Raw genomic sequence first — 24756 nt, 5'->3', positions numbered from 1 at the left:
TTGCGTTTCGCGGGATCAGAGCAATCCCTCAGCCTGCAGCAACTCCTGCATGTTCGCCTCTGGGCGCGGGCCGATATGGCTGATCACCTCGCGGGCACAGACATTGCCGATCCGCGCACAGGTCTCGTAATCGCGGCCTGTTGCCATGCCATAAAGAAACCCGGCGGCGAATTGATCGCCCGCGCCGGTCGCGTCCACGGGTACGACCTTTTCAACCGGTACATCGATGCGCGCGTTGCCGTTCAGAACAGTCACCCCGTCGCCCGACCGGGTGCAAACGACCAGAGGGCAAATCTCGGCCGTTTTCGCCAGCGCCTCCTCAAGATCGTCGGTTTCGAACAGCGATTTGATCTCGGCCTCGTTGCCGATTACAAAATCCAGCTCATTCTCGATCAGCAGCAGGAAATCGACCCGGTGCCGTTCTACACAGAACGGGTCAGAAATGGCGATGCCCGCCTTGCCGCCACCCTTATGGCAGTTGCGCGCGGCTTCAAGGAACGCGGCTTTGCCCTTTTCCTTGTCGAACAGATAGCCCTCGAGGAACATGATCTGGCTGTTGCCCGCGACGTCTTCCGAGACATCCCGAGAAGACAGCTCGGACGAAATACCCAGATAGGTGTTCATCGACCGCTCGCCATCCGGTGAGACAAAGATCATCGAACGCGAGGTTGGCAGCTCGCCCCCCGGCACCGGCGGGTTCACAAAATCCACCCCGTCTTCGTTCATCGCATCGGCATAGAAACGGCCCAGCGCATCATCATGCACCCGCCCGATAAACGCCGAATCCAGACCCAGTGCACCCGCACCCGCAATGGTATTGGCAACCGAGCCACCCGGAGTCTGCACCCGGCCTTCCATCGAGGCGTACAGTACCTCGCCGCGTTCCTGTTCGATCAGCTGCATGATGCCCTTTTCGATGCCCATCAGCTCAAGGAAACTGTCATCGGCTTGGGAAATCACGTCCACAACGGCGTTTCCGATGCCGGTCAGTTGGTAGGTTTTCATAGAGTCTTGTCCTCAAATTCGCAGAGATCGCGGATGATACAGGTAGGGCACTGCGGTTTGCGTGCCTTGCAGTGATAGCGGCCATGCAGGATCAGCCAGTGATGCGCATGCAGCTGAAAGTCGGTCGGTATGTTGTCTTCGATGGCGCGTTCGACGGCGTCCACATTCTTGCCCGGGCAGATGCCGGTGCGGTTGCCGACGCGAAAGATATGCGTGTCCACGGCCTGCGCCGGATATCGCCACCACATGTTTAGGACAACATTGGCTGTCTTGCGCCCCACACCCGGTAGCGATTGAAGCGCCGCGCGGGAGTTGGGCACCTCACCGCCATAGTCTTCGACCAGAATGCGACTCAGCTTGATTACGTTCTTGGCCTTCTGGCGGAACAGGCCGATGGTCTTGATATGTTCGATCAGACCTTCTTCGCCCAGATCCAGCATCTTCTGTGGCGTGTCGGCGATCTTGAATAGCGCGCGCGTAGCCTTGTTGACGCCGGCATCGGTCGCCTGCGCTGACAGTGCGACGGCAACGACCAGAGTATAGACGTTTACATGCTCCAACTCGCCCTTGGGTTCAGGGTCGGCGTCGTGAAAACGCGTAAAGATCTCGCGGATCTTGTGGTATCCGAGTTGTTTGGCCATCCGAGCCTTAATGCCCTGCCAGACAAGCGGTCGCAATTGAAAAGGTGCGTTTTGGTTTTGCCTAGGCGCGGGTCTTGGTCGATTTATCCCTATGCCTCACTTCTGCAGTCGGAAATCCACCCCCGCCGTTGCAAGTTGATCCCTGATCCCCTGCCACCGGTTCGGATCAGCCGCCAGAACGGCTGCCGAATTGATCTGAACCCGGTATCCTCGATTGAGCGCGCCCTGCGCGGTCTTATTCACGCAATGACACCCGTCCAACCCTGTCAGAACCAGCGTTCCGATCCGTTTGTCTTGCAGGAACCGTTCAAAGCCCGGCGAAGAAAAGGCGTCACCTACGGATTTTACAAACTCGGCATCGGGATTCAGCGCAAGACGCGGATCCAACCCAACTCCGTCGGAACCTGCGTTGCCGCGCCCCTGATTGAACCACCCGTTCAGCAAGTTCGCCAGCCGTCCCTTGAATTCATGACGGATGGCAATCACGGACCAGTCAGACTGGCGGGCGCTGTCCGTCGTTGACCGGATCGTCGACAAGGCACCCTCAATTTGTGCGTCATCCCAGGTGGGTATCGAGGTAAAATCTGTTTGCATATCGATCACCAGCAGCGCCGTTTCAGGCCGCGATGCCAGGTCTATTTTGGCTCCGGTTGTCGGAGTGCCAATCTTTCGGATTTGCAAGAGGATGTACAACACGGCGATCATGATGCTTGCCGCCATTATCCAAAGGACGGTCATGTCAGGCCTCCTTGGCGAGTTCTGCGAAATAGCGGGTCAGGGCCAGCTGAACCTTGTGATAGGCGACAAGCTCTGACGCAGAAAAGTCCTGTGCAAAGCGTGTCAGCTTGGCCATCTCATCCGCTCTGATTGCCGTGATCGTCTCTTCGCCCGCAGGGCTCAGCCGGTAGCAGTAGGTGCCTGCACGTTTGGGATTGGGCTGGCTTTCGATCAGCTGTGCACCCATCAACTCTTTTAAGATGCGCGAGACATATTGTCGTTTCAGCTGCAGCTCGGCGCATAGCACCGGGGCTGTCGCGCCGGGAGATAGCGACAGACCTTCCAAAAGGGCACGTTGCCCGACGGTCACGCCTTTGCGCTGGCTGCCCTGCTCAACTGCTGCCGTGATGTTCCGCAGCAAAGGCCGGGTGGCCTGAACTGCCTGATAAAGCTGATCCAACCTGTGTCCCATACCTGAATGGTAGGAGAAATCGATTTGATTCGTCAACTCAGTTGACAAGATAAAGCGCAGGTTCCGGGTCGCAAGATCGACAGGGGCGAGTTACTGTTCCTGTAACTGATGAGGTGACCGATGAACGTCCAGACAGCAGAAAGCGGATATCATTATAACGTCATGCGGCGCGCGATCGAATTGATCGATCAAGGCGGAGAGAGTCTCAGTCTTGATGAGTTGGCTCGCCAGATGGATATGAGCCCTGCCCATTTTCAGCGTCTGTTCTCACGCTGGACCGGGGTCTCACCGAAGCGATACCAGCAATACCTGACCCTTGGCCATGCCAAAGCTCTGTTGCACGAGCGTTTCACCACGCTGGAAACCGCTCATAATGTGGGGCTGTCCGGCAGTGGTCGGCTTCATGACCTGTTCCTGAAATGGGAATCCATGAGCCCGGGTGAATACGCCCGCAAAGGCGCAGGTCTCACGATCTACTGGGGCTGGTTCGAGTGCCCCTTTGGCCCTGCGCTGGTCATGGGAACTGACAAGGGAATCTGTGGAATCGCCTTTGGGGCCGAGACAGGCGAGGAGGCGGCGATGGAAGACATGATCTCTCGTTGGCCCAATGCTGATTTTGTCGAGGACCCGATGCGCCTGCGGCCTTGGGTGCTCAGCGCCTTCGGTGCGGCCAGCGACCGGTTGGAGCCGACCCCACTCTACCTGATTGGCTCACCACTGCAGATCAAGGTATGGGAAGCGCTGATGCACATCCCTTCGGGGCAGGTCACCACCTATTCCGAGATCGCGCAGCGGGTCGGCTCACCCCAAGCGGTGCGCGCCGTGGGCACCGCAGTTGGGCGCAACCCGGTCAGTTGGCTGATTCCCTGCCACCGTGCCTTACGCAAATCGGGCGGCCTGGGTGGCTACCACTGGGGACTGCCCGTCAAGCGCGCCATGCTGGCCTATGAGGCGGCGCAGGCCGACGCCTGATTGACATTCTGGCGCGTCGTTGCCATATGCACGGCAGGTTCGGGTCCCCTGCCGTTCGCGGCCTTAGGCTTTGGTGAAACCCGATTGAATCACATCTGTTGCCCTTTCCTGGCGCGCGGATGGCAATGCGAACCCCGTCCAGATTTCGCGCCCGTTTCAGGAAACGAGGCACACCATGACACATATTCAGAACATCGCTCCGGTTGCGGAGCTGAAAGAGCAGGCAAAACGCCTGCGCAAACGCCTGCAGGACGCCGGAGTGAAGCTATCGCATAGCGAGGCGTTGGAACTGTTGGCGCATCAACTCGGTGTGCGGGATTGGAACACGTTGCACGCGATGGCAGGAAATCGAGTGCAGTTGCGCGTTGGTGACCGGGTTGAGGGTCGATATCTGGGTCAGCCCTTCACCGCCGAAATCCGCGGTCTGACCATGATCGGGGATGGCGGACATCGCCGGGTGACCCTTCAGTTCGACGTGCCCGTAGATGTGGTCCGGTTCGACAGTTTTTCGTCCCTTCGCCAGCGGGTGACAGGTGAGATTGGCTGGGATGGTCGATCCACCCGCCACACGTCGGACGGAGAGCCGCAGCTTATCGTCCGACCTGCCTAAGAAACAAAGCGAGGCACCCTTAGGGTGCCTCACATTTTGATAGCACCAAGATTGACTATTCGGCGGCCCAACCGCCAACGGCCTTGACCTCAAGGAAGTCCTCCAGTCCCCAAACCCCGCCTTCGCGGCCATTGCCGGACTGTTTCATCCCACCAAACGGGGACCCAGCGCTGCGCGACTGGCCGTTCATCTCAACCATGCCCGACCGCAAGACGCGAGCCATTCGGTTGGCGCGTGCACCGTCTTGGGTCTGAACATAATTGGTCAGCCCGTAAGGTGTGTCATTGGCAATCTCGATGGCTTCTTCTTCGGTATCGAAGGGGATCATGGTCAGAACCGGGCCAAAGATCTCCTCGCGCGCGATGGTCATCTGGTTGTTGGCATCTGCAAAGACCGTAGGACGCACATAGTAGCCCTTGTTCAGTCCTTCAGGGCGACCGGTACCGCCTGCCACCAGACGCGCGCCCTCATCAATTCCTTTCTGGATCAGGTCCTGAATTTTGGTCCACTGCACTTCGTTCACCACCGGTCCGATATGTCGGCCTTCTTGGGCGGCACTGCCGACGGTGACCTTGTTTGCCACTTCGGCGGCTGTCTCAACCGCCTGATCATAGATCGGACGCTGCACCAGCATCCGGCTGGGCGCGTTACAGCTTTGACCGGTGTTGTTCATCATGTGCAGGACGCCGCGTTTTACCGCCTTTTCGTCGGCATCGGCGAAGACCACATTGGCCCCTTTGCCGCCCAATTCCAGATGCACTTTCTTCAGTGTATCCGCCGCATTCTTGGAAATCGCAGTGCCCGCGCGGGTCGAACCGGTGAAGCTGACCATATCAACATCTGCGTGCCCCGAGAGCTGAGAGCCCACGCCCACGCCATCGCCATTCACCAGGTTGAAAACACCAGCCGGGAAGCCAGCCTCATCCATCATCTCAGCAAAGATCATCGCGTTCAGCGGGCTTTGCTCGGACGGTTTCAGCACCATCGTGCAGCCCGCAATCGCCGCCGCGCCGACCTTGAGCGTGACCTGATTCATCGGCCAATTCCATGGGGTGATCAGGGCTGCCACACCCACCGCTTCATAGATGATCCGGTCATTCGGCGCATGATCGCCCAACGGACGTTCGAATTGGAACGCCTTGGCGGCACGGATGAAGTTTTTCAGGTGATAGATCCCCGCGCCCGATTGCTGGCTGCGCGCCATTTCGATCGGTGCACCCATCTCCATCGACATCGCCTGGGCCAGATCCTCTGAGCGGGTGGCGTAAATATCGACCAGTTTCTCTACCAAAGCGATGCGCGCGTCCACCGGGGTTGCCATCCAACCAGGCAGAGCAGCTTTGGCCGCGGCGACCGCTGCGTTAGTGTCAGCCTCTGACCCCAATGAGATCACCGCGCATGGTTCTTCGGTCGACGGGTCGATCACTTCGAAATCATTCGGCTCTGATGGGGCGACCCATTTGCCGTTGATATAGAAATCGCGTTTTTCGATCATGGCTCATCCTCCGGATCAGGAATCAATCGACCGAACGGTCGGTTTTCATTCGCACTCTGTCACCCACCCGGGTGTCGGGCAAGGGTAAAACATAATTTGATCAAATTATCTACCTACTGAATCTTCTGACAGCGCAACATGAATGGTTTAACCTCTGCGCAAAGTGATTAGGTTGGCAGCAATCGACTCGCGATTTTTCACAGGAAAGGAGTTTCCCAATGGGTTTGCGCATCAATGATACGGTCCCGAATTTCACCGCAGAGACAGATCAGGGCACCGTCCAGTTTCATGACTGGATTGGCGATAGCTGGGCCATCCTGTTCTCACACCCCAAGGACTTCACTCCTGTTTGCACGACCGAGTTTTCGGCAGTTGCGCAGCTGAACGATGAATGGGCGGCGCGGAACACCAAAGTGATCGGCGTGTCGGTCGATGGTGTCGAAGATCATAAGAAGTGGAAAAAAGATATCGAGGCCTATGGCAACGCCAACCCCGGCTTCCCGATCATCGCCGATGACGGTCTGGCTGTGTCCAAAGCCTTCGACATGCTGCCGGCCGAGGCCTATCTGCCCGACGGCCGCACGCCTGCCGACAGCGCAACTGTACGCTCTGTCTTTATCATCGGACCCGATAAGCAGTTGAAACTGTCCATGACCTACCCGATGACCGTGGGCCGCAACTTTGCCGAGATTCTGCGTGCGCTGGATGGCCTGCAGATGAGCGCCAAGGGCGTGGCAACCCCCGCAAATTGGGTGCCGGGTGAGGATGTGATCATTCCACCTGCGGTCTCCAACGATGAGGCAAAAGAGAAGTTCGGCGAGTTCGAAACGATTTTCCCCTATCTGCGCAAAACCAAAGCGCCATCGTGATTGGATAATGGGCGGGGGGCACAAGCCCCCGCCCTCGTTTAGTGCGCAAACGCTGCAGTAGCTCCACAAGGGGCACACAGCTCCGGGCGCAGCATCTGCACTTCGTACGGTTTCAGAACCGGCAGCACCGTATCACCATAGCCGCCTGCGTCGGAATGAAGCTCGGGGAACAGCTCGAATAGTTCCTCCTTCACCGCACTGCTCATCGCGTCCAACGTGTATCCGCCGGGATAAAACGATTCCGACCACAATCCTTCGACATTCACCAGCTCATGCTGGTCGAATAGAATGTGAATGTACTCGACGCCCCCGCTTGGCGGTACTTGCGTGATAGACTTGCCGTTGAGCAGAGACTTGGCCGTCGCCAACATCATCGGGTGACTATGATGCAGTTCCAACGAAGGTGAGGACACGACAACCCGATGCTGAGGTGACAGCAGCAGATCTCGCGATGGTGTCTGCGGCCCAAGACTGCCCGCACTGATCCGGATCGGGCAATGCTTAGGGGTCTGTCTCAGATCCGCCTCACTCATCCGTCGCCGACCCACCCAGCGCACGGCCCGACCGGTGCCATCTGCGGTGATCACATGATCGCCTGCTTTGACTTCTTCGATCAGACGCTGGCCCGGTGGTGTCAGAATATGTGACCCCGAAGTAAAGCAGACAAAGCTGGGAAGGTTATCATATTCGACCGCAGGTGCAGTACTCTGGGCCAGTGAGTTGCCTGTCAGTACATCGTTAACGGCAACGTTTCCCGAGGTCACAACGATGTATTGCGTACCCGAGAATTGCAGCAGTGTGTAGGTGACCGGTGCACCTCCGACCGTCGCGCTGTAGCCTTCAAATATCTGAAAGCTGCCGGAGTTGCTCAGCCCGGGGATTGGGAGGGTATCGAACTGTTGGCTGCCGTTGTTGTCCGGATTTTCGAGAAAATTATCATCATCAGTAATGGTGACCTGAAACCCCTGGGTCACCGTCACACTGGGGTTGCCAAACGGATCTCCGTCGATCTCAAAGATGGTGATAGAGGCCAAAGCGCGGCGACGTCCCAGATGATTTGGATTTCCTTAACTTTGAGCTAACTCAACTTAGAAGTGTTAACATATCGTTTACCGTGACGCGCAGGGCTCGAAAGCGGCACTGATCGAAAAAGGCAGATTGGCTATGGTTGGATCGACTGTGTGCACGCCTGCCGAGGCGGTGGTTGGAATCGGATACGTCGGTTGAACGCGGTCTCGCTGCCAAAGGATCGTATCTTCTGATGGAAACTGAAAACCGCACTGACTGCGCTGACCAGGCGAAACATTGCCATGATGTTCGATACCACAGAGGCTGCGTATCTCGAGGCGATCAACTGGGATCCGATTTTGGACGTCGAAAGGTTGCGTTGAAGGCAACCGTGACGCGGCTTTCTTTACTTTGGTTTGGGTGGACCCAATGGGTCAGATAGGATGGAAAAAGGATCATTTCGCCGGCTGCCGGGCGCAGCTTCTTTTTGTTCCGAAACGCACTCGCCTGAAGTATGCGCCAGTGAGGCAACTCGTTTCGAGGGTCGAGAAACTCAATCATTCCAGACGAACCTTCTTCGATCTCGGGTTGAGAAACATAGTACACTCCAGACCAATGCGCGCCGGGATGAGTATGCGGCGCATTGTACCCGCCGGAAGGATTGTCGTTTATCCACCCGAACAGTTTCAGGCGAAGTTTATCCAGTTCAACCTTGTCTGAGACCTTTCGCGTTATTTGAAACACCGCATCTTCGGCCGCGTCTCGCAAATTCTGAATAGCGGGCGTATCGCGATCAAAGAGGTTTCCGTTTGAGTGCCATCCGCCGCGATTGGATTTTGAGGCACCCTCGTCTTCCTCACGCATCTTTTCGGCCTCAAACAGAATCGCCGCATTAAGCGCTGCACTGTTAGGCACCACAAATCGCATCATTGGAGTAGAGAAGAGCTTTTCGAATTTCTTGGCTTCGGGCATATCCTCGGTGTCACCTTCAAAAACTACATGGCTGTAAATTCAGATCGGTCCGAGATCAAATTCAGGAATTTGCTCCTGAAAAATTTTTCGGCGCTCTCCAAATCCACGTTCCCGCACATTGCGCGCATTACCCAGTACCGTTGAGGATATAGTTCTTTGGTTCAAGTCTGGCCTAACCAACCTAAGTTATATTCCCATCGCAAAGCGCCGATGTTTTAGTTCAATTGGCAATTCCTTTGAGGATGGGAACATGAACAAGAAAACTATCGGTCTGACATCAACTTTCGTTCTGATGGCCACCACGGCGCTTTCGCAAACCACCAAGCAAGACATCATCGACGAACTCACAGAACAAGGTTTCCAACGAATCGAAATAACCAACACGCTGTTTGGGAATCTTCGCTTTGAAGCGACTGGACCTGGAATCGAGAGAGAAGTGGTGCTGGGGAAAGACGGAACCATCGTTCGGGATCGTTCAGAGCGAGACGATGAGTTCGACGATGAGGAAGATGACGACGAAGATTTTGATGACGAAGATGACGACGAAGGATTTGATGACGAAGGTGACGATGACGAAGGCGATGGGGAAAACGATAGCGAAGGCGACGATGGTGAGCGCGACAGCGAAGGCGACGATGGTGAGCGCGACAGCGAAGGCGACGATGGTGAGCGCGACAGCGAAGGCGACGATGGTGAGCGCGACAGCGAGGGCGACGATGGCGAGCGCGACGGTGAAGGTGACGATGGCGAAGGGGATGACGAAGGCGACGATGATTAATTCAGCTTCCAACTTGAGCCCAAGCGAGATTGGGGTTTGAACAAATGGTTTAAAAAAGAAGCCATGTTCAAAGCGGGGATCGCTGTATATGCGATCTCTGCTTTGACGTTTGTGATCGAATTGATTGGCGAAATAACAGGGTACTACATTTTTTCCGCGAGTTGGGTGGTCCATGAAATCACGGCTCTCATCACCCTATTTGGGTTTATTCTTGGGGGGCTTTTGATTTGGCAAAGCCACAGGCTGTTTTTGCGACGTCACCAAGAAGTCAAACAGAACCTGCGAAAGGCTCAAGGCGAGTTTTTTCGGATGCTGGAACTACAGTTCGACCGTTGGGGCCTTAGTGCTGCGGAACGAGATGTTGCACTTCTCACCGTAAAGGGCCTGTCCCTCGCAGAAATAGCTAAACTGCGCGAGACCAGCGAGGGAACAATCAAGTCCCAGAACAATTCAATCTACAAAAAAGCTAAGGTCAAATCGAGGACGCAACTGTTAGGCGCGCTCATAGAAGAGCTTTTGATCGAAGAAAAGAAATAAACCAAGAAACGATCGGATATCGTCGTAAATTCATTCATTTATCGGCAATGAGTAGAAAAGAACGCCCAAGTAGATGCCTCGGGCCTGTAAAGCCAACGTTTTAAGTGGTTGCGAGGCTCTGTTTCAGGGCAATGCACTCAGCGATTAAAACTGTATCCTCATCTAAATTGAAGCCTACCCCAGCACCAGCTGATGATCGGCACATTCCACAGTATCGCTACGGCACTCGACATTCGCCCAAAGAAAAAGGCCCCGGCAGATTACCGGGGCCTTCGTTCTTGCAAAAGAGGCAGATTACTCTGCGCTTTCCTCTTTCTTTTCTTTCTTCTCGGGAACGATCTCTTCGCCGGTTTCCTGATCGACAACTTTCATCGACAGGCGCACCTTGCCGCGATCGTCAAAGCCCAGAAGCTTGACCTTTACTTCCTGACCTTCTTTCAGAACATCCGACGGATGGTTCAGGCGGCGGTTTTCGATCTGGGACACGTGTACCAGACCGTCGCGCTTGCCAAAGAAGTTCACGAAGGCACCGAAGTCGACGATCTTGACCACTTTACCGGTGTAGATCTGGCCCTCTTCCGGCTCAGCAACGATCGAGTGGATCATCTCATAGGCCTTCTTGATCGATTCACCGTCGGGCGACGCGATCTTGATGACGCCGTCGTCATTGATGTCGACCTTGGCGCCCGAAACCTCGACGATCTCGCGGATGACCTTGCCGCCTGAACCGATCACTTCACGGATCTTGTCGGTGGGGATGTTCATGGTCTCGATGCGCGGGGCGTGGACCGAGAATTCGTTGGTCTCGGACAGGGCTTTGCCCATCTCACCCAGAATGTGCATCCGGCCGTCCTTGGCTTGCGCCAGGGCTTTCTCCATGATCTCGGGCGTGATGCCCGCAACCTTGATGTCCATCTGCAGCGAGGTGATGCCGTTTTCGGTGCCAGCCACTTTGAAGTCCATGTCGCCAAGGTGGTCTTCGTCACCCAGAATGTCCGACAGGATGGCATAGTTGCCGTCATCTTCCAGGATCAGGCCCATGGCCACACCGGCAACCGGCGCTTTCAGCGGGACGCCCGCATCCATCATCGACAGCGAACCACCGCAAACCGACGCCATCGAGGACGAGCCGTTGGATTCGGTGATCTCCGACACGATGCGGATCGTGTAGGGGAAGTCGGTCGCCGCAGGCAGAACCGCCTGCAGGGCACGCCATGCCAGCTTGCCGTGGCCGATCTCACGACGGCCCGGGCCACCGACGCGGCCAACTTCGCCAACCGAGTAGGGAGGGAAGTTGTAATGCAGCAGGAAGTTGGATTTGAAGTTGCCGTGCAGTGCGTCGATAAACTGCTCATCGTCGCCAGTGCCCAGCGTGGTCACGGCCAACGCCTGAGTTTCACCACGGGTGAACAGGGCGGAACCGTGGGTCCGCGGCAGCATCGAGGTTTCTGCGACGATCGAACGGATATCGGTGGTCGAACGACCGTCGATACGCTTGCCGCCTTTGACGACGTCACCGCGCAGAATGCCAGCTTCCAGCTTCTTCATAGCGGAACCGAGGTTGCCGTCTTCTAGTTGCTCTTCGGTCAACGCTTCCTTGATCGCTTCACGGGCCGCGGCAACAGCGGCGGTGCGCTCTTGCTTGTCGGTGATCGCGAACGCGGCGCGCATCTTCTCTTCACCGGCAGCCGAAACAGCGGCGGACAGCTCCGAGTAATCGGGGGCGACAAATTCGAACGGCTCTTTCGCGGCTTCTTCGGCCAGCGAGATGATCAGGTCGATCACGGGCTGAATTTGCTCATGCGCGAAGTTTACCGCGCCCAGCATTTCCGCCTCGGACAGTTCGTACGCTTCCGATTCCACCATCATCACGGCGTCTTTGGTACCGGCGACAACCAGGTCCAGACGCTGTTCAGGGTTCAGGCGCAGGTCCTGCATGTCGTCGACGGTCGGGTTCAGAACGTATTCGCCATCCTCGAAACCAACGCGGGCACCGGCGATCGGACCCATGAACGGCGCGCCGGAAATGGTCAGAGCAGCGGATGCCGCGATCATCGCAACGATGTCGGGGTCGTTGACCAGATCGTGGGACAGCACGGTGCACATCACCAGAACTTCGTTTTTAAAGCCGTCAACAAACAGCGGGCGGATCGGACGGTCGATCAGACGCGCGGTCAGCGTCTCTTTCTCGGTCGGGCGCGCTTCGCGCTTGAAGAAGCCACCCGGAACCTTACCGGCGGCATAGTATTTTTCTTGATAGTGCACGGTCAGCGGGAAAAAATCCTGACCGGGCTTTTGAGCGCGGGCAAAGGTCACGTTTGCCATCACGCTGGTTTCGCCCAGCGTGGCAATCACGCTGCCGTCGGCCTGACGGGCAACCTTGCCGGTTTCCAGTGTTAGCGTCTCTTCGCCCCACTGAATCGATTTCTTTGTTACATCAAACATATGCGTATCCTAGAACGGAGCACTCCCGCCCCTGCGGGTCTCCGGTTTGCATGGCGGCCCCATTGCCGCCGACCCCACTTTATCTTCCATTCGAGTGCCGGGGTCAGGGCACAACGTCTCAGATGACTGGCCCATACATGAGTTTGGAAGCTTTGGAAAGTCGGGAGTTTTTGGGGGGCAGGGGATTGCCTAACCCCCGCCCAAGCAGGGCAGGGGTCGACATGTCATAGGATCGCGTGCGCCAGGATCATCACCACGCCGCAGCCCAGCGCATAGCCGGTGTCGACCGCGATGGCGAAGCCGCTTTTCTGCGCCCATGCCCCGACCGATGCGGCCTGAGCAGCCACCGCAAGGATCGCCAGCACCGCAACGCCAAGGCTGTTGGTGGTCTCGGTCACCGCGATCACGGCGGCCAGCAGGATCAGGAACACGATCTGGGCCGCCATCTGCGGCAGGGGTGGAGATTCGGGTGGGGTGGGGTCGATCCGTGTTCCCTCGGCCCAGCGTTTCTGAAAGCCGACGGGTCCATAGACCAGCCAGCCCAGCAGAAAGGCCGCGATCACACCCACGCCAAGGGCGAGCCAGTTGATCACAGCGCACCCTCCAGTGTCTCAAGGATACGGGTCCAGCCACCTTCATGGTTGTTGCGGCTTTCTTCTGAAGGGAAGCGGATGTGGTGCAGGCGCAATTCCGTACCCTTGTCGGTGGGCGTGAAATCCAGCGTCACAGTGGAATCGTCCTGACTGTAGGGTGAATTCCAGGTGAATTGCAGCCGGTTGGGCCTGTCGATCACCTTGTATTCGCCCTCATGCGGCAGATCTCCGGCCTTGGGCGCGCGCATGATGATCTTGAAACGACCGCCCACCTTGGCGTCGGATTTCGCCTCGGGCACGGTCATGTTGGGGCCGGGCAGCATGAACTTGGCCAGCATTTCCGGGTCGAGCCACGCATCAAATACCTTTTCAGGCGGGTGCGGGATGGCGCGGGTGATTTCAAGGGACAGTTCCGTCATCTTCTGGGTCCTCCAAAGCAGTTTCCAAGGCGTCCAGCCGAAGCGCCCAGATCGAACGCAGCCCGGCGAACCAGTCATCCACGGCTGACAAGGGGGCCATCTGCACCTCGATCAGATGCTCGCGCCATTCCGTCCGGCGCTGCACCAGCCCAGCACTCTCAAGCACCTTGATGTGCTTGGACACCGAGTTGAGGCTCATATCGAATTGCCGCGCGATATCCGTCACCCGCAATGGTCCCTGCTGCGCAAGCATTGTCAGGATCACGCGGCGGGTCGGGTCGGATGCGGCCTTCAATATTGCATTGAGGTCATAGCGACTCTCTCGTTCAACCATTTGGATGAATTACCTGCCTTTTCTGCTTCAGTCAACCTTTTGGGTGAATAACAATTTATCCACGGTACTGAAAGCTGAATCTACAGCTTTCCCGGCGTAAGCATTCGTAAAATCGAATATATTTGGTGAAAATTTAGTATCCGTATAGGCTGAAACCACCATACCTGCGGTCGAGACGACGGAAACGCGCCAAGGGACTACGAATACCACCTCCGTCCGCCGGTCGAATACCTTGGCGTTTGCATATTGCGAACAGAAGGGTAGACGCATGGCACAAACCAAGAAAATGCTGGATCCGGATCCCCGGATTTACGATTTTGAGACCGAATATGAGCTTGGGCAAGACAATGTCCGGCCCTTCGGTCTGGATATCCATAACCCGGTCTTTTTGATCTCAAGCATCCTGATCTTTGCGTTCGTCCTGATCGCGCTGGCAAATCAGGAGGCAGCGGCAACCTTCTTCGGCTGGCTCCGGCCTTGGCTGACCAGCACGTTTGACTGGTTCCTGGTACTGTCGGTTGACGCAATCACCCTGTTCTGTCTGGTGCTGATCATCCTGCCTGTCGGAAAAGTTCGCATCGGCGGCAAGGACGCCAAGCCTGACTATTCCTATGCCGGTTGGATCGCGATGATGTTCGCCGCGGGTATCGGCATCGGGCTGCTGTTCTTCGGCGTGATGGAGCCGGTCTATTACAACTTCGCCGAAGGCGGTAATGCACGGCCCCTAGGCATCGATATCGCGGTGCCCGGCAATGAGTATATTGGCATCGTTGGCACAATCCACCATTGGGGATTGGAAGGCTGGGCGGTTTACGCGGCCGTCGGTCTGGCACTGGCGATCTTCAGCTACAATCTCGGTCTGCCGCTGACCCTGCGCTCGGCCTTCTACCCGATCCTGGGCGAACGAGTCTGGGGCTGGTGGGGCCATCTCATCGACACGCTGGCCGTGTTTGCCACGCTCTTTGGCCTGACCACCTCACTTGGACTAGGCGCTCAGCAGGTGGCTGCTGGATTGAACGAGGTCTTTGGCATCGAACCCAGCCCCACGGTCACCGTCCTGCTGATCATTGGCATCACCTTGATCGCATTGGGATCGGTCCTGATGGGCATGGATGCAGGTGTCAAACGGCTGAGTGAGATCAACATGATCATGGCCGTGGGCCTGTTCATCTTCGTCATCGTTGTCACCGGTGTTGGCACCGCCATCGCGCGGTATTTCAACGTAATGGTGGATTACGTGACGCACCTGCCTGCTCTGTCCAATCCATTCGGTCGGGAAGACACCAGTTACTTCCACGGCTGGACAACCTTCTATTGGGCCTGGTGGATTGCGTGGTCACCTTTCGTGGGCATGTTCATCGCCCGCATTTCCAAAGGTCGTACGGTGCGTGAGTTCGTGATCTGCGCCTTGTTGGCACCCACTGCGGTATGTGCCTTGTGGATGTCGACCTTTGGCGGCGCAGCCATCGACATGCTGAACGCAGGCGGAGCAGAGGGCGTCCGCGCCACAGTGATCGAAAGCTATGCCCCCGAGGGCGCGCTGTTCGGCTTCCTGAAAGAGCTGCCGCTTTACGGCATCATTGCCCCGATCGCTCTGATCCTGATCGTTGTATTCTTTGTCACATCGTCGGACTCAGGCTCGCTGGTGATCGACACGATCACGGCAGGCGGAAAGATGGACGCACCGGTTGTGCAACGCGTGTTCTGGTGCACGCTTGAAGGCCTCGTCGCAATCGCACTGCTGCTGGGCGGAGGTCTCTCTGCCTTGCAAGGGGCAGCGGTGTCGACTGGAATTCCGTTTACCTTGGTGGTTCTGATCATGTGCTACTGCCTGTGGCTGGCGCTTAAATCAGAAAAGGCCAAGATGTAACTGGGATTATCCTGAGAAAACCGAAACGCCCGCCAATTCGGCGGGCGTTTTTGGTCCGGAGCGGCCCCTGTAGCGCGTGCCCATGCAGAAGTCGTCAGGAGCGTACCAAACGGCGGTCAGTGCAGCGAATCCTTGCGTTTGCCTTGGGTTGGATATTCCATCTTTTCATCTTCTAGGATCCCGCGAAGAACCGCCGCTGTCTCAACCTTCGAAATTGCCTTCTTATGGTCGTAGGGATTATTCAAAATCGACCGCGCATTTGTGGCGTTGGACGTCTCAGACATCTTGGTTGCAAACACCCGGCTCAGAATTGACTTCAATGGCATCATTCAACTCCCGCAACATATGGTCATCAAATCCTTGCCGCTGCGGGTCAGGTCCAAGCCACTTGAGGGAAGGGCTCAAAGACCAACTTCCGTGAGTGTGAACCCGCAGCGACACCGTCCATGTAAGAAAAATAGGGTGCCGAGAAAGGGGGAAGAAATCTGCTGTTCGCATCATTTTTTTGACCGCTTGGAAAAAAATCACGGCACTGCTTACGCTTACGTCAACCTTCTAACCTAGGGCCCGGCTTTCGCGACGCGGCGTCACAATTCGAAACCCAAGGTCAGCCCCCCGGATACCGCCCGTCGCCGCGCCAAATTGGACAGAAAACGAAAGAGCCCATACCCTGACTCCGGGCAAATCTTGGCGCAGCGCGTGTTTCTTGTGATGTGGCCGGCCCCCTCGACGTTTTGAAATTGGATTATTCCGGGACCGTAATGAGGAAGCTGTTATGAACCTTTCACGATTGTCTCTGTTGCTGGTCGTTTTCATTGACGTGATGGGTTTTGGATTGATCGTGCCGATTTTCAACACGATCCTGCTGGATCCACACCAGGCTTTCCTCGCACATGGAACAGCGACGAATATCCGCCAGCTCGACTATACGATTCTGATTGTCGTCTTCTTTCTGTTCTACTTTTTCGGGGCGGCCTTCATCGCCAAGTTGTCGGACTATATCGGGCGTAAAACAGGCATCATGATCTGCCTTACCGGTGCCCTGATCGGCTATGTTCTGACTGTGGCCGCGATCATGACGTCCAGCTATTGGCTGTTGCTTTTGGGGCGCGCCATTTCCGGGTTTACGACGGCCAACCAACCCATTGCGCAGGCCGCATTGATCGACATCAGCCATGACGATCAGGAGAAATCAAAAAACCTCGGGATGATTGTTGCGGCATCCGCGCTGGGCCTGCTCGGGGGGCCACTGATTTCAGGACTGCTCAGCGACCAAAACCTGATGGGATCATTCGCGTCACTGGAACTGCCTTTCTACGTCGCCATTGCCCTGATCCTGATCAACATGGCCCTGATCCTGTTCTTCTTTTCCGAACCCGGTTTCAAAAGACAAAAAATTGACTTCGGGCTTTTAGATGTTGTTTTGAACTTGTGGAAAGTCTTCTCGCACCCGGTCGTTTTGCGGCTTTCGGTCGTCATGTTGTTCTCGCTGATGTGCCTGAATGCGTTTTTCTTCTTCATCGACACGTATCTGCTGACCCGGTTCAAGTTCAGTACGCTTCAAAACAGCATGGCCCTCGCCGTGTTCGGAGGCTCCATGGCCTTTGGCAGTGCCTACCTCACCGCGCCGCTGCATAAGCGCTATAAAAAGTTCCCGATTCTATATGTTTCCATTGCCGCAATGGCGCTTGGGATATTGGCCTTCATGCTGAACCCCATGGCCGATCTGACCTATGTCCTGATTGTTCCGATAACCATCGCGTTCGCGATCATGTACCCGACCATGCTTTCGTTGTTTTCCGCGAGCGTCGGCCCAACCGAGCAAGGTTGGGTCATGGGTGTGACAGTCGCCATTTACGCGTTGGGCTCCGGGACCATTACGGCCCTCAGCGGATCCCTCATGGCAATCAATTTGCGGATGCCTTTCGTGCTCGCGGTCATCTGCGGTGTACTGGCATTGATTGCGATGGCGAAACTGTTTCGCCATCCCGGCGTTCAGGCGCTTGATACCAAAGGCAAGTAGGTTTCATCAGTGTGTCCCGAACGAAAATGGGCGCGCCCGTTACAGGCACGCCCAGTAAAAAAGGGAGGACTATGAAAAACCTGACGCTCGAAACAAAAGAAGCGCCTACTCACTAACACCCTCAGAATGGCGCAATCTTTGACCGCGTTCAGTGAAGTGGTTCACAGGAAGTTAAAAAAGTTTGCGCTTCTTTGCGTAGCGGTAAGGTTTGGGCCGCGGGTATGTGTGTGCCGTCTCTCATGAACATGGCGGGAAATCCGCGCGCCGCACAGTTCACTGGATTAGAGAGTGACCAAAACAAATACGCCCACCAAATGGCGGGCGTACAAGATGTACAATTTGTACGAACAGGGCCTCAGCGCCTGTACAACATGAACAAAACGCGTTTAGCGGCGGATGCCCAGCTTTTTGATCAGGTCCTGATAGCGTGCTTCTTCTTTGCCCTTCAGATAGTCCAGCAGCTTACGGCGCTGAGCAACCATCTTCAGCAGACCACGACGACCGTGGTTGTCTTTCTTGTGGGTTTTGAAGTGCTCGGTCAGGGTGTTGATGCGCGAGGTCAGGATAGCAACCTGGACTTCAGGCGAACCAGTGTCGCCGTCCTTGGTTGCGAATTCTTTCATGACGCGTGCTTTATCAGCGGCAGTAATCGACATCGGGGTCTCCTTTAAAGGTTAGAGTTGATGGCGCAGGCCGGGATGTCGTCCAGCACAGGCCCATGGAGAAAACCGCACCGATTCCGATGCGGATGGGCGCGTATAGGCGCATTCACCGCAAATGGCAAAGGGATTCTGCAGGCTCAACTAGTGAAGGCGTACTGCTCCAACTGGGCTTCGGTCACAAACTGAATATCTTCAACAGTCAGACCCTCTGCGCCAAAAAGCTGAGCGACGTCTTCGCCATTGACCCGAACATGGGTCAAGCTGTTGTTTTCACTGTCCTGTTCGATCGTCAATTCCGGTTCTTCCGGGTTGTCCCAGGTGATCAGAAGCTTGTCGTGGCCGATCTGGAAATCCATGATTGTCGTGGCTTCCTGCTCGGGGTCGGACTGTACAACGATCTCGTCCTCGCCCTCTCCACCGGTGACCACATCGCCGTCTTCGGCAAGAATGACGTCGTCCCCAGAGCCCCCGTTTAGGAAGTCGCGCGCATGCTCGTCCGGACCATCTTCTCCGGACAAGATGTCATCACCATCTCCGCCAAACAGGGCGTCTTCACCGGCACCCCCAACAAGGTAGTCGTCGCCATCTCCGCCTTGTAGCGCGTCGTCGCCGTCATCGCCGCTTAACGTGTCATCGCCCTGACCACCAAAAAGCCGGTCATTCCCATCACCGCCGCTCAGATCATCTGTTCCGAAATGACCATACAGGTCGTCATTTCCTGACATTCCGTCCAGCACGTCGTCACCATATTCACCATGGAGCACATCATTCCCGAGGTTGCCAAACAGGACGTCCCCGCCACCACCGCCATACAACACGTCGTTGCCAGCGCCGCCGTCGATCCAGTCGTCCCCGCCATATCCGTTGATCTGATCGTTGCCTTCCTGCCCGGTCAGAACATCCGCATCCTCATCGCCCGCAATGACCAGATCGCCTTCATACTCGGACACAATCTCACCAGTGTCAGAGTCGGTTTCCTCGGCAGAGCTGGGCTCGTCGACATTCTCGTCCGCGTCAAGCAAATTGCCTTCCGACAGGTCGTCGTCGGCCGTTTCCTCGATGCGATCGTCTTCCTCCTCGTCATCGCCTTTGTTTTCTGGCACAAGTACGTCGCTGATTGCGTAGGCGGCACCACCCATGGCGGCCATTCCGAATAATCCGATCAGAAACATATCTACCCTCCGCAAGCACAATGGCTCCGAGTGTAAAACATCTCATGCAAACAATGGCTTGGTCAAAGCGAAGCTGAGAGCGTGGTTAACCCTTTATCACCAGGGTTCGGGCTGCTGAGTGTACGCAATGTAGAGAGGATGCTTCGGATGCCCGTCCTTGGTCAGCCCAAGGTGGAACAAGGGCTGGCCCGTGCCGCGCAGCAAGTCCTCAACTGCGGGGCCGCGTTCCAGATGTGCGCCATGGGTGCCCCAGGCGGCGATGACCTGATCCGCCCATTCCACGCCGTCTAGGATGGCTGCGTCATTCTCAGGCCCCACCGGATCTGCAGATGCTCGCATCTTGCGCGGATCAGTGTCGCGCCAGGCAAAGATATTGGTGACCTGAAAAGCTCCGAAACCCAGTGTGCGTGCGCGACGCTCGCAACGTTCCACCGTGGGGTCGTTCTGCACCTCGGTCGCCGTCGACGGATTCAGCATCACAAACAACGCCTTGCGGCCCGCCGGGTTCCAGATACGGGTCAGGCTATAGCGGTATTTTTCGCAATCGGAGTAGATGGCAGTCGAGGGCGCGTCGCCCTTGGTATGAGAACGGGTGATCATGCAGTCGGGTTTGGCTGGAATTAGGCCCGTTTACAAGGGGCGATGTCCTGATCCTTAACTTGTGCTATACCTGCCTTCATTTGAACGGCTTATTCTGGGGGAAGACATGACATTCGAGACATTGGATCCGGCGGATTGGGAGCAGACCCGCAAGTTAGCACATGAAATGTTGGATATGGCGTTGGATCATACGCGTGATGTGCGTGATAGGTCGATTTGGAAAGATATGCCGACTGCCATACGCAACGGGTTCGAAACGCCTGCACCTCAGCAGGGTATGCCGTTGGGTGATTTGATGGATGATGTCCAGTCTCAGGTCATGCAGTATCCAATGGGCAATATTCATCCCCGGTTTTGGGGCTGGTATATGGGCGCGAGCAATTTCACTGGCGCGATGGCGGATTTTCTGGCTGCGGTTCAGGGATCGAACCTAGGGGGAGGGAATCATGCGGCAGCCCTGATCGACCGACAAGTCGTCGACTGGCTACGCGAGATGATCGGTCTGCCGGAAGGGGCCAGTGGGACATTGGTCAGCGGCGGCAGCGTGGCAAACTTGATCGGGCTGACGGTGGCCCGCAACGTCAAATCCGGGATCGACATGCGCGAAGAGGGCATCGCCGCCATGGATAAGCCGATGCGGTATTACGGATCGGATCAGATGCATAGTTGTCACCAAAAGTCGCTCGAAACACTGGGTCTGGGCAACAAGGCGCTGCGGCGTGTTCCTACGCAAGACGATTTGACGATGGATCTTGAAGCGCTTGCCGGCATGGTCGCGCAGGATCGCGCAGACGGCCTTAACCCCGCTTGTGTGATTGCTACCGCCGGAACCGTGAACACAGGCGCCATCGACGACTTGTCGGCGATTGCCGATTTCTGCCGCGAGGAAGGCCTGTGGTTTCATGTTGACGGCTGTATCGGTGCGTTAATTGCAATCGCCCATGATAACAGTTGGCGCGTGTCCGGCATCGAACGCGCGGATTCCGTCGCGCTCGACCCACACAAATGGTTACATGCGCCTTTCGAAGTGGGTTGCGCATTGGTGCGAAGCCATGATGCCCACCACGCGACATTTACTCTGACCCCGGAATACCTGGAACCGCAATCCCGAGGCGTCGCCGGGGCGGCGTTTTTGCACGATTACGGCATTCAGACTTCGCGTGGGTTTCGAGCGCTCAAGGTCTGGATGTCCTTGAAGGAGCACGGCGTTCAGAAATTCGGCAGGCTCATTGATCAGGATATCGAAAAGGCGCGTTATCTGACTTCGCTGATCGAGGCAGAGGATGACCTCACCTTGATGTTCCCCACCAATATAAACATCGTTTGTTTCCGCTATGACCCGGGCGGTCTCAGCCCCGAAACTCTGCGTGCGATTAACAGCGAAATCATGTTGTGCCTGCAAGAGGAAGGCACAGCGGTTTTATCGGATACAACGGTTCAGGGGGCGCATTGCCTACGGGTGGCGGTCAACAATCACCGCACGCAAAAGCAGGATCTGGATCTACTGGTGTCCGAGATACTTCGACTGGGTCACAAATTGCGTATCGCCGCCTGAACAGTCATCAGTTGGCGGCAAAGACGCGGCTTGGGTGCAATTCGCCCGACTTGTAAATTCCTACGGCCACGGCCTTGCCATCCAGCGAGGCCCAGGCCTCGTCGCCGTATTCTACGTCAGAGGCCAGCACCATGCCCGGATTGCCATTCCGCAGACGGGTGGCTCCTTCAGAGGTGCATTTCAGCTCGGGTAGGTCCGATAAGCCGGTTTCCAGCGGATGCAGATAATTATCCAGTGCGGTGGTTTTGGCCATTTCGTCGATCTGTTCGATGGTCAGGCCATCCTCGGCCTCAAACGGGCCGGACCAGATGCGGCGCAGTTTTTTCACGTGGCCGTGGCAGCCGAGCGCCTCACCCAGATCACGCGCAATGGAACGGACATAGCCACCTTTGCCACAGGTCATCTCCAGCACGACGTGGTCTTTGTCGGGGCGGTCGATCAGCACCAGTTCCTCTACCCAAAGAGGGCGGGCGGTCAGTTCTACATCCTCGCCATCGCGGGCCAGCTTATAGGCGCGTTGACCGTCGATTTTCACGGCCGAGAACTTGGGCGGCACCTGTTTGATATCGCCCAGAAACGGGCCGAGCGCTTGTTTGATATCCTCATCCGAGGGGCGCGCAATGCTCTCAGCGATGACTTCGCCCTCAGCATCATCGGTGTTGGTGGCCTGCCCCAGCCGCACGGTGAAGGTGTAGGCCTTCAGCGCATCGGTGATGTAGGGGACGGTCTTGGTTGCCTCACCCAGCGCAACGGCCAAAACGCCGGTTGCCTCTGGGTCCAGCGTGCCCGCATGGCCCGCTTTCTTGGCGTCCATCGCCCAACGCACCTTGTTGACCACCGCGGTCGAAGTCATGCCAGCGGGCTTATCCACCACCAGCCAACCGGAAATGTCGCGGCCCTTGCGTTTGCGTCCCATTCTACACCTTGAGTCTTGCTGAGGCGCGCGAGTTAGCGGATCGTTTCGATGCTGTCAATTTGCCGGAACGTCCTCGACGACACCCACGATGGGTCCCAGCGAAAACCCGATATCCGACCGGTTGCTGGCGCGATCATACATGCGGGAAATGTTGCCATCGAGAAACAGCGCATTCGGTGTTTTCAATACATCGCGGAATAGGCTGCCGAATTCGTGGAAAGTGACGTAATCGTCCGAGATCGCAAACACCGCACGCGTGCCATCGGCGCTGGTGCCCACCCCGTTTCGGGTGTAGCGCGAGGTTGAATCCGGCAGAAAGCGAGGGTGCAACTCTCCGTTGATCACCAGCATGGGGCCCGATTGTGTCGCAAAGCGGCACTGCGGCGCCTGATCGACGAAATCCAAAGTCTCGAACACATCGGCACGGTTTTCACGGATGCAGAACACACCGTTGGGCAGCAGGCCGAAATTGCCGGGTCCGGCATTCGGTATCACGCGCATCTGCTCTTGCCCTTCTTCGACATAGTGGCCGACGGGCGAGCGGTCGTCATGGTACATGCCCGCATTCATCGCAAAGACGAGCCTTTTCCCCTGAGGCTCCAACGCCTCATTCACCGAAGAGAAATGACCCAGCAGATCGCCATTTTCATCGTTCAGAAACAGGCGCAAATCTTCCGAGGTATCCACCTCGCAAACCGTATATCGCTTGTCCTCATGAGTCAGCTTCTCGCAAGTGACTGCAGAGACTTGCGCGGCCCAAAGGACCGCACACAGCGTGACAAGGGTACGGATCACTCGTCCAGATCGCGGCGTACCGCGTCCTGATTAAACATACGGCGGGTGTCGTCCAGTCGATCAAACGTGTCATCCAGACGGAACCGCAGGTCGGGTGAGAATTTCAGGCCCACCTTCTTGCCCACTGCGCGCCGAAGCTCACCCTTGTTTCGAGCGAGCAGTTCGATCACGTCCTCCTGCCCCTTGCCGCCCAGGGGCAGCACGTAGGCGGTGGCGATCTTCAGATCGGGCGAGGTGCGCACCTCACCCACGGTGATCGACATGCGGTTCAGGTCGGGGTCGTGGACATCTCCGCGCGCCAGAACCTCGGACAGGGTGCGGCGGATCAGTTCGCCGACGCGCAGCTGTCGTTGGGAAGGGCCGGGGCCATCGTGGAATTTGTTCTTTGCCATGCCCCCCGATCTAAGCCCAAAGCGGGGCTTTGCCAAGCGGGCGCGAACGGGTTAGGAGGCTTTGAGCCGACTTTAGAAAGGACCAGCGCAATGACCCATATTCCGGGGATCGTCATCACAGGGGCTTCGGGCCGTATGGGGCAGATGCTGATCAAGACCGTGTCTGAGAGCGATCAGGCGCGTCTGGTTGGTGTGGTCGAGCGTAAGGGCCATGACTGGATCGGTCAGGATGTGGGTCAGGCAATGGGCGGGCAGGCGCTCGGTGTTACCGTCACTGACGATCCGCTGGAGGCATTTGCGCAGGCGCAGGCTGTTATCGACTTTACGGCGCCCGAGGCGACGCTCGAATTTGCCGCGCTGGCAGCACAAGCGCGGTGCGTTCACGTGATTGGCACCACCGGAATGACGGATGAACAGATCGCAGCTTTGGAACCTGCCGCGCGCCATGCCGTGATTGTGCGGGCCGGGAATATGAGCCTCGGGGTAAATCTGTTGGTTCAGCTGACCAAGAAGGTCGCTGCGGCACTGGATGAGGATTTTGATATCGAGGTCATCGAGGGGCATCACCATCACAAGGTCGATGCGCCTTCAGGCACAGCTTTGATGCTGGGCGAAGCCGCCGCCGAGGGGCGCGGTGTCAAGTTGTCGAATGTGGCCGATAGGGGCCGCGACGGTATTACCGGTGCGCGCAAACGCGGCGATATCGGCTTCCACGCGATTCGTGGCGGAGACATTGTCGGCGAACACGATGTCCTGTTCGCGGCACCCGGTGAGCGTATCGTGTTGCGCCATCTAGCTACTGACCGTGCGATCTTTGCCCGTGGGGCGCTCAAAGCCGCGTTGTGGGGTCAAGGCAAGGCGCCGGGCCAGTATGACATGGTGGATGTTCTGGGGCTGTAGGCTC

27 protein-coding genes are annotated in these 24756 nt (G+C 56.8%); 9 read left to right on the top strand and 18 right to left on the bottom strand.

What is annotated here, in order from left to right; genetic code table 11:
* Positions 1 to 15 precede the first annotated feature (15 nt).
* The 4 genes from ACR0L9_RS11665 to ACR0L9_RS11650 form a co-directional block, all read right to left on the bottom strand.
* Positions 16 to 1005 (bottom strand): adenosine kinase, encoded by a 990-nt coding sequence (locus tag ACR0L9_RS11665; protein WP_170802601.1) that lies wholly within the window; start codon positions 1003 to 1005, stop codon positions 16 to 18.
* Positions 1002 to 1646, bottom strand: a complete 645-nt coding sequence (gene nth / locus ACR0L9_RS11660; protein ID WP_170598366.1) for an endonuclease III — start codon at positions 1644 to 1646, stop codon at positions 1002 to 1004. The genes ACR0L9_RS11665 and nth overlap by 4 nt, the downstream gene beginning before the upstream one ends.
* 96 nt (positions 1647 to 1742) lie before the next feature.
* The gene (locus tag ACR0L9_RS11655) at positions 1743 to 2384 is read right to left on the bottom strand and encodes a cysteine hydrolase family protein (protein WP_170426129.1); all 642 of its coding nucleotides are present in this window, start codon (positions 2382 to 2384) and stop codon (positions 1743 to 1745) included.
* A 1-nt stretch (position 2385) separates the two neighbouring features.
* On the bottom strand, positions 2386 to 2835 hold the full coding sequence (locus tag ACR0L9_RS11650; protein WP_170394734.1) for a MarR family winged helix-turn-helix transcriptional regulator: 450 nt from the start codon (positions 2833 to 2835) through the stop codon (positions 2386 to 2388).
* 120 nt (positions 2836 to 2955) lie between these two features.
* On the opposite strand from ACR0L9_RS11650, the gene ACR0L9_RS11645 reads away from it, so the two are divergent.
* Positions 2956 to 3807, top strand: coding sequence for a bifunctional helix-turn-helix domain-containing protein/methylated-DNA--[protein]-cysteine S-methyltransferase (locus ACR0L9_RS11645; protein ID WP_170394731.1), 852 nt, complete (start codon positions 2956 to 2958; stop codon positions 3805 to 3807).
* A gap of 175 nt (positions 3808 to 3982) precedes the next feature.
* The gene (locus tag ACR0L9_RS11640; protein ID WP_170566940.1) at positions 3983 to 4417 is read left to right on the top strand and encodes a glyoxalase superfamily protein; all 435 of its coding nucleotides are present in this window, start codon (positions 3983 to 3985) and stop codon (positions 4415 to 4417) included.
* Between the two features lie 55 nt (positions 4418 to 4472).
* Here ACR0L9_RS11640 and ACR0L9_RS11635 read toward each other — a convergent pair whose 3' ends face one another.
* Positions 4473 to 5912 (bottom strand): aldehyde dehydrogenase family protein, encoded by a 1440-nt coding sequence (locus ACR0L9_RS11635; RefSeq protein WP_480895709.1) that lies wholly within the window; start codon positions 5910 to 5912, stop codon positions 4473 to 4475.
* 218 nt (positions 5913 to 6130) lie between these two features.
* Between ACR0L9_RS11635 and ACR0L9_RS11630 the strand changes: the two genes are divergently transcribed.
* Positions 6131 to 6781, top strand: a complete 651-nt coding sequence (locus tag ACR0L9_RS11630; protein WP_170408508.1) for a peroxiredoxin — start codon at positions 6131 to 6133, stop codon at positions 6779 to 6781.
* Between the two features lie 38 nt (positions 6782 to 6819).
* On the opposite strand, the gene ACR0L9_RS11625 is transcribed toward ACR0L9_RS11630, so the two are convergent.
* Together ACR0L9_RS11625 and ACR0L9_RS11620 are read right to left on the bottom strand one after the other, a co-directional pair.
* Positions 6820 to 7815, bottom strand: a complete 996-nt coding sequence (locus ACR0L9_RS11625; protein WP_480895708.1) for a Hint domain-containing protein — start codon at positions 7813 to 7815, stop codon at positions 6820 to 6822.
* A gap of 316 nt (positions 7816 to 8131) precedes the next feature.
* Entirely contained in the window at positions 8132 to 8761 is a 630-nt protein-coding gene (locus ACR0L9_RS11620; RefSeq protein ID WP_170426142.1) for a TIGR02466 family protein, read from the bottom strand.
* A gap of 250 nt (positions 8762 to 9011) precedes the next feature.
* On the opposite strand from ACR0L9_RS11620, the gene ACR0L9_RS11615 reads away from it, so the two are divergent.
* A complete protein-coding gene (locus ACR0L9_RS11615) occupies positions 9012 to 9539 on the top strand; it encodes a hypothetical protein (protein WP_480895707.1) in 528 nt (175 codons plus the stop codon).
* Between the two features lie 36 nt (positions 9540 to 9575).
* Positions 9576 to 10076 carry a helix-turn-helix transcriptional regulator gene (locus tag ACR0L9_RS11610; RefSeq protein ID WP_170394711.1) on the top strand — a complete coding sequence of 167 codons (501 nt, stop codon included), beginning with the start codon at positions 9576 to 9578 and terminating at the stop codon, positions 10074 to 10076.
* Between the two features lie 294 nt (positions 10077 to 10370).
* Here the strand turns inward: ACR0L9_RS11610 and pnp are convergent, their stop codons facing one another.
* The 4 genes from pnp to ACR0L9_RS11590 all read right to left on the bottom strand — a co-directional run bounded on the left by pnp (position 10371) and on the right by ACR0L9_RS11590 (position 13867).
* Positions 10371 to 12521 carry a polyribonucleotide nucleotidyltransferase gene (gene pnp, locus ACR0L9_RS11605; RefSeq protein WP_170515055.1) on the bottom strand — a complete coding sequence of 717 codons (2151 nt, stop codon included), beginning with the start codon at positions 12519 to 12521 and terminating at the stop codon, positions 10371 to 10373.
* 224 nt (positions 12522 to 12745) lie between these two features.
* Positions 12746 to 13114: a DUF1761 family protein gene (locus ACR0L9_RS11600; RefSeq protein WP_170648798.1), complete on the bottom strand. Its 369-nt coding sequence runs from the start codon at positions 13112 to 13114 to the stop codon at positions 12746 to 12748.
* A complete protein-coding gene (locus tag ACR0L9_RS11595; protein WP_480895706.1) occupies positions 13111 to 13533 on the bottom strand; it encodes an SRPBCC family protein in 423 nt (140 codons plus the stop codon). The genes ACR0L9_RS11600 and ACR0L9_RS11595 overlap by 4 nt, the downstream gene beginning before the upstream one ends.
* Positions 13514 to 13867: a metalloregulator ArsR/SmtB family transcription factor gene (locus ACR0L9_RS11590; RefSeq protein ID WP_170684276.1), complete on the bottom strand. Its 354-nt coding sequence runs from the start codon at positions 13865 to 13867 to the stop codon at positions 13514 to 13516. Before ACR0L9_RS11590 ends, ACR0L9_RS11595 begins: the two co-directional genes overlap by 20 nt.
* A gap of 268 nt (positions 13868 to 14135) precedes the next feature.
* Between ACR0L9_RS11590 and ACR0L9_RS11585 the strand changes: the two genes are divergently transcribed.
* A complete protein-coding gene (locus tag ACR0L9_RS11585; protein WP_480895705.1) occupies positions 14136 to 15737 on the top strand; it encodes a BCCT family transporter in 1602 nt (533 codons plus the stop codon).
* A gap of 116 nt (positions 15738 to 15853) precedes the next feature.
* Here the strand turns inward: ACR0L9_RS11585 and ACR0L9_RS11580 are convergent, their stop codons facing one another.
* Positions 15854 to 16063, bottom strand: coding sequence for a hypothetical protein (locus ACR0L9_RS11580; RefSeq protein ID WP_170394694.1), 210 nt, complete (start codon positions 16061 to 16063; stop codon positions 15854 to 15856).
* 449 nt (positions 16064 to 16512) lie between these two features.
* Here ACR0L9_RS11580 and ACR0L9_RS11575 point away from each other — a divergent pair, with 449 nt between their 5' ends.
* The gene (locus ACR0L9_RS11575; RefSeq protein WP_170664271.1) at positions 16513 to 17760 is read left to right on the top strand and encodes an MFS transporter; all 1248 of its coding nucleotides are present in this window, start codon (positions 16513 to 16515) and stop codon (positions 17758 to 17760) included.
* Positions 17761 to 18146: 386 nt separating this feature from the next.
* Here the strand turns inward: ACR0L9_RS11575 and rpsO are convergent, their stop codons facing one another.
* From rpsO to ACR0L9_RS11560, 3 genes are all read right to left on the bottom strand, one after another.
* A complete protein-coding gene (rpsO, locus tag ACR0L9_RS11570; protein ID WP_050605082.1) occupies positions 18147 to 18416 on the bottom strand; it encodes a 30S ribosomal protein S15 in 270 nt (89 codons plus the stop codon).
* Between the two features lie 143 nt (positions 18417 to 18559).
* Positions 18560 to 19594, bottom strand: a complete 1035-nt coding sequence (locus ACR0L9_RS11565; RefSeq protein ID WP_480895704.1) for a calcium-binding protein — start codon at positions 19592 to 19594, stop codon at positions 18560 to 18562.
* A gap of 96 nt (positions 19595 to 19690) precedes the next feature.
* Entirely contained in the window at positions 19691 to 20194 is a 504-nt protein-coding gene (locus ACR0L9_RS11560) for a DUF1643 domain-containing protein (RefSeq protein ID WP_170513974.1), read from the bottom strand.
* 106 nt (positions 20195 to 20300) lie between these two features.
* Between ACR0L9_RS11560 and ACR0L9_RS11555 the strand changes: the two genes are divergently transcribed.
* A complete protein-coding gene (locus tag ACR0L9_RS11555) occupies positions 20301 to 21749 on the top strand; it encodes a pyridoxal-dependent decarboxylase (protein WP_170626774.1) in 1449 nt (482 codons plus the stop codon).
* A gap of 7 nt (positions 21750 to 21756) precedes the next feature.
* On the opposite strand, the gene truB is transcribed toward ACR0L9_RS11555, so the two are convergent.
* Genes truB through rbfA form a run of 3 tightly spaced genes read right to left on the bottom strand, consistent with a single transcriptional unit; the run spans position 21757 to position 23852 of the window.
* Positions 21757 to 22665: a tRNA pseudouridine(55) synthase TruB gene (truB, locus tag ACR0L9_RS11550; RefSeq protein ID WP_170566955.1), complete on the bottom strand. Its 909-nt coding sequence runs from the start codon at positions 22663 to 22665 to the stop codon at positions 21757 to 21759.
* A gap of 54 nt (positions 22666 to 22719) precedes the next feature.
* A complete protein-coding gene (locus ACR0L9_RS11545) occupies positions 22720 to 23460 on the bottom strand; it encodes a phosphodiester glycosidase family protein (protein WP_170515043.1) in 741 nt (246 codons plus the stop codon).
* Entirely contained in the window at positions 23457 to 23852 is a 396-nt protein-coding gene (gene rbfA / locus ACR0L9_RS11540; RefSeq protein ID WP_170408494.1) for a 30S ribosome-binding factor RbfA, read from the bottom strand. Before rbfA ends, ACR0L9_RS11545 begins: the two co-directional genes overlap by 4 nt.
* A gap of 90 nt (positions 23853 to 23942) precedes the next feature.
* On the opposite strand from rbfA, the gene dapB reads away from it, so the two are divergent.
* On the top strand, positions 23943 to 24752 hold the full coding sequence (dapB, locus tag ACR0L9_RS11535) for a 4-hydroxy-tetrahydrodipicolinate reductase (protein ID WP_480895703.1): 810 nt from the start codon (positions 23943 to 23945) through the stop codon (positions 24750 to 24752).
* The last annotated feature ends 4 nt before the right edge of the window (positions 24753 to 24756 follow it).

Source organism: Ruegeria sp. I3 (assembly GCF_056532525.1).
The sequence above is the reverse complement of the archived record's forward strand: the minus strand, read 5'-3'. Positions and strand labels throughout refer to the sequence as shown.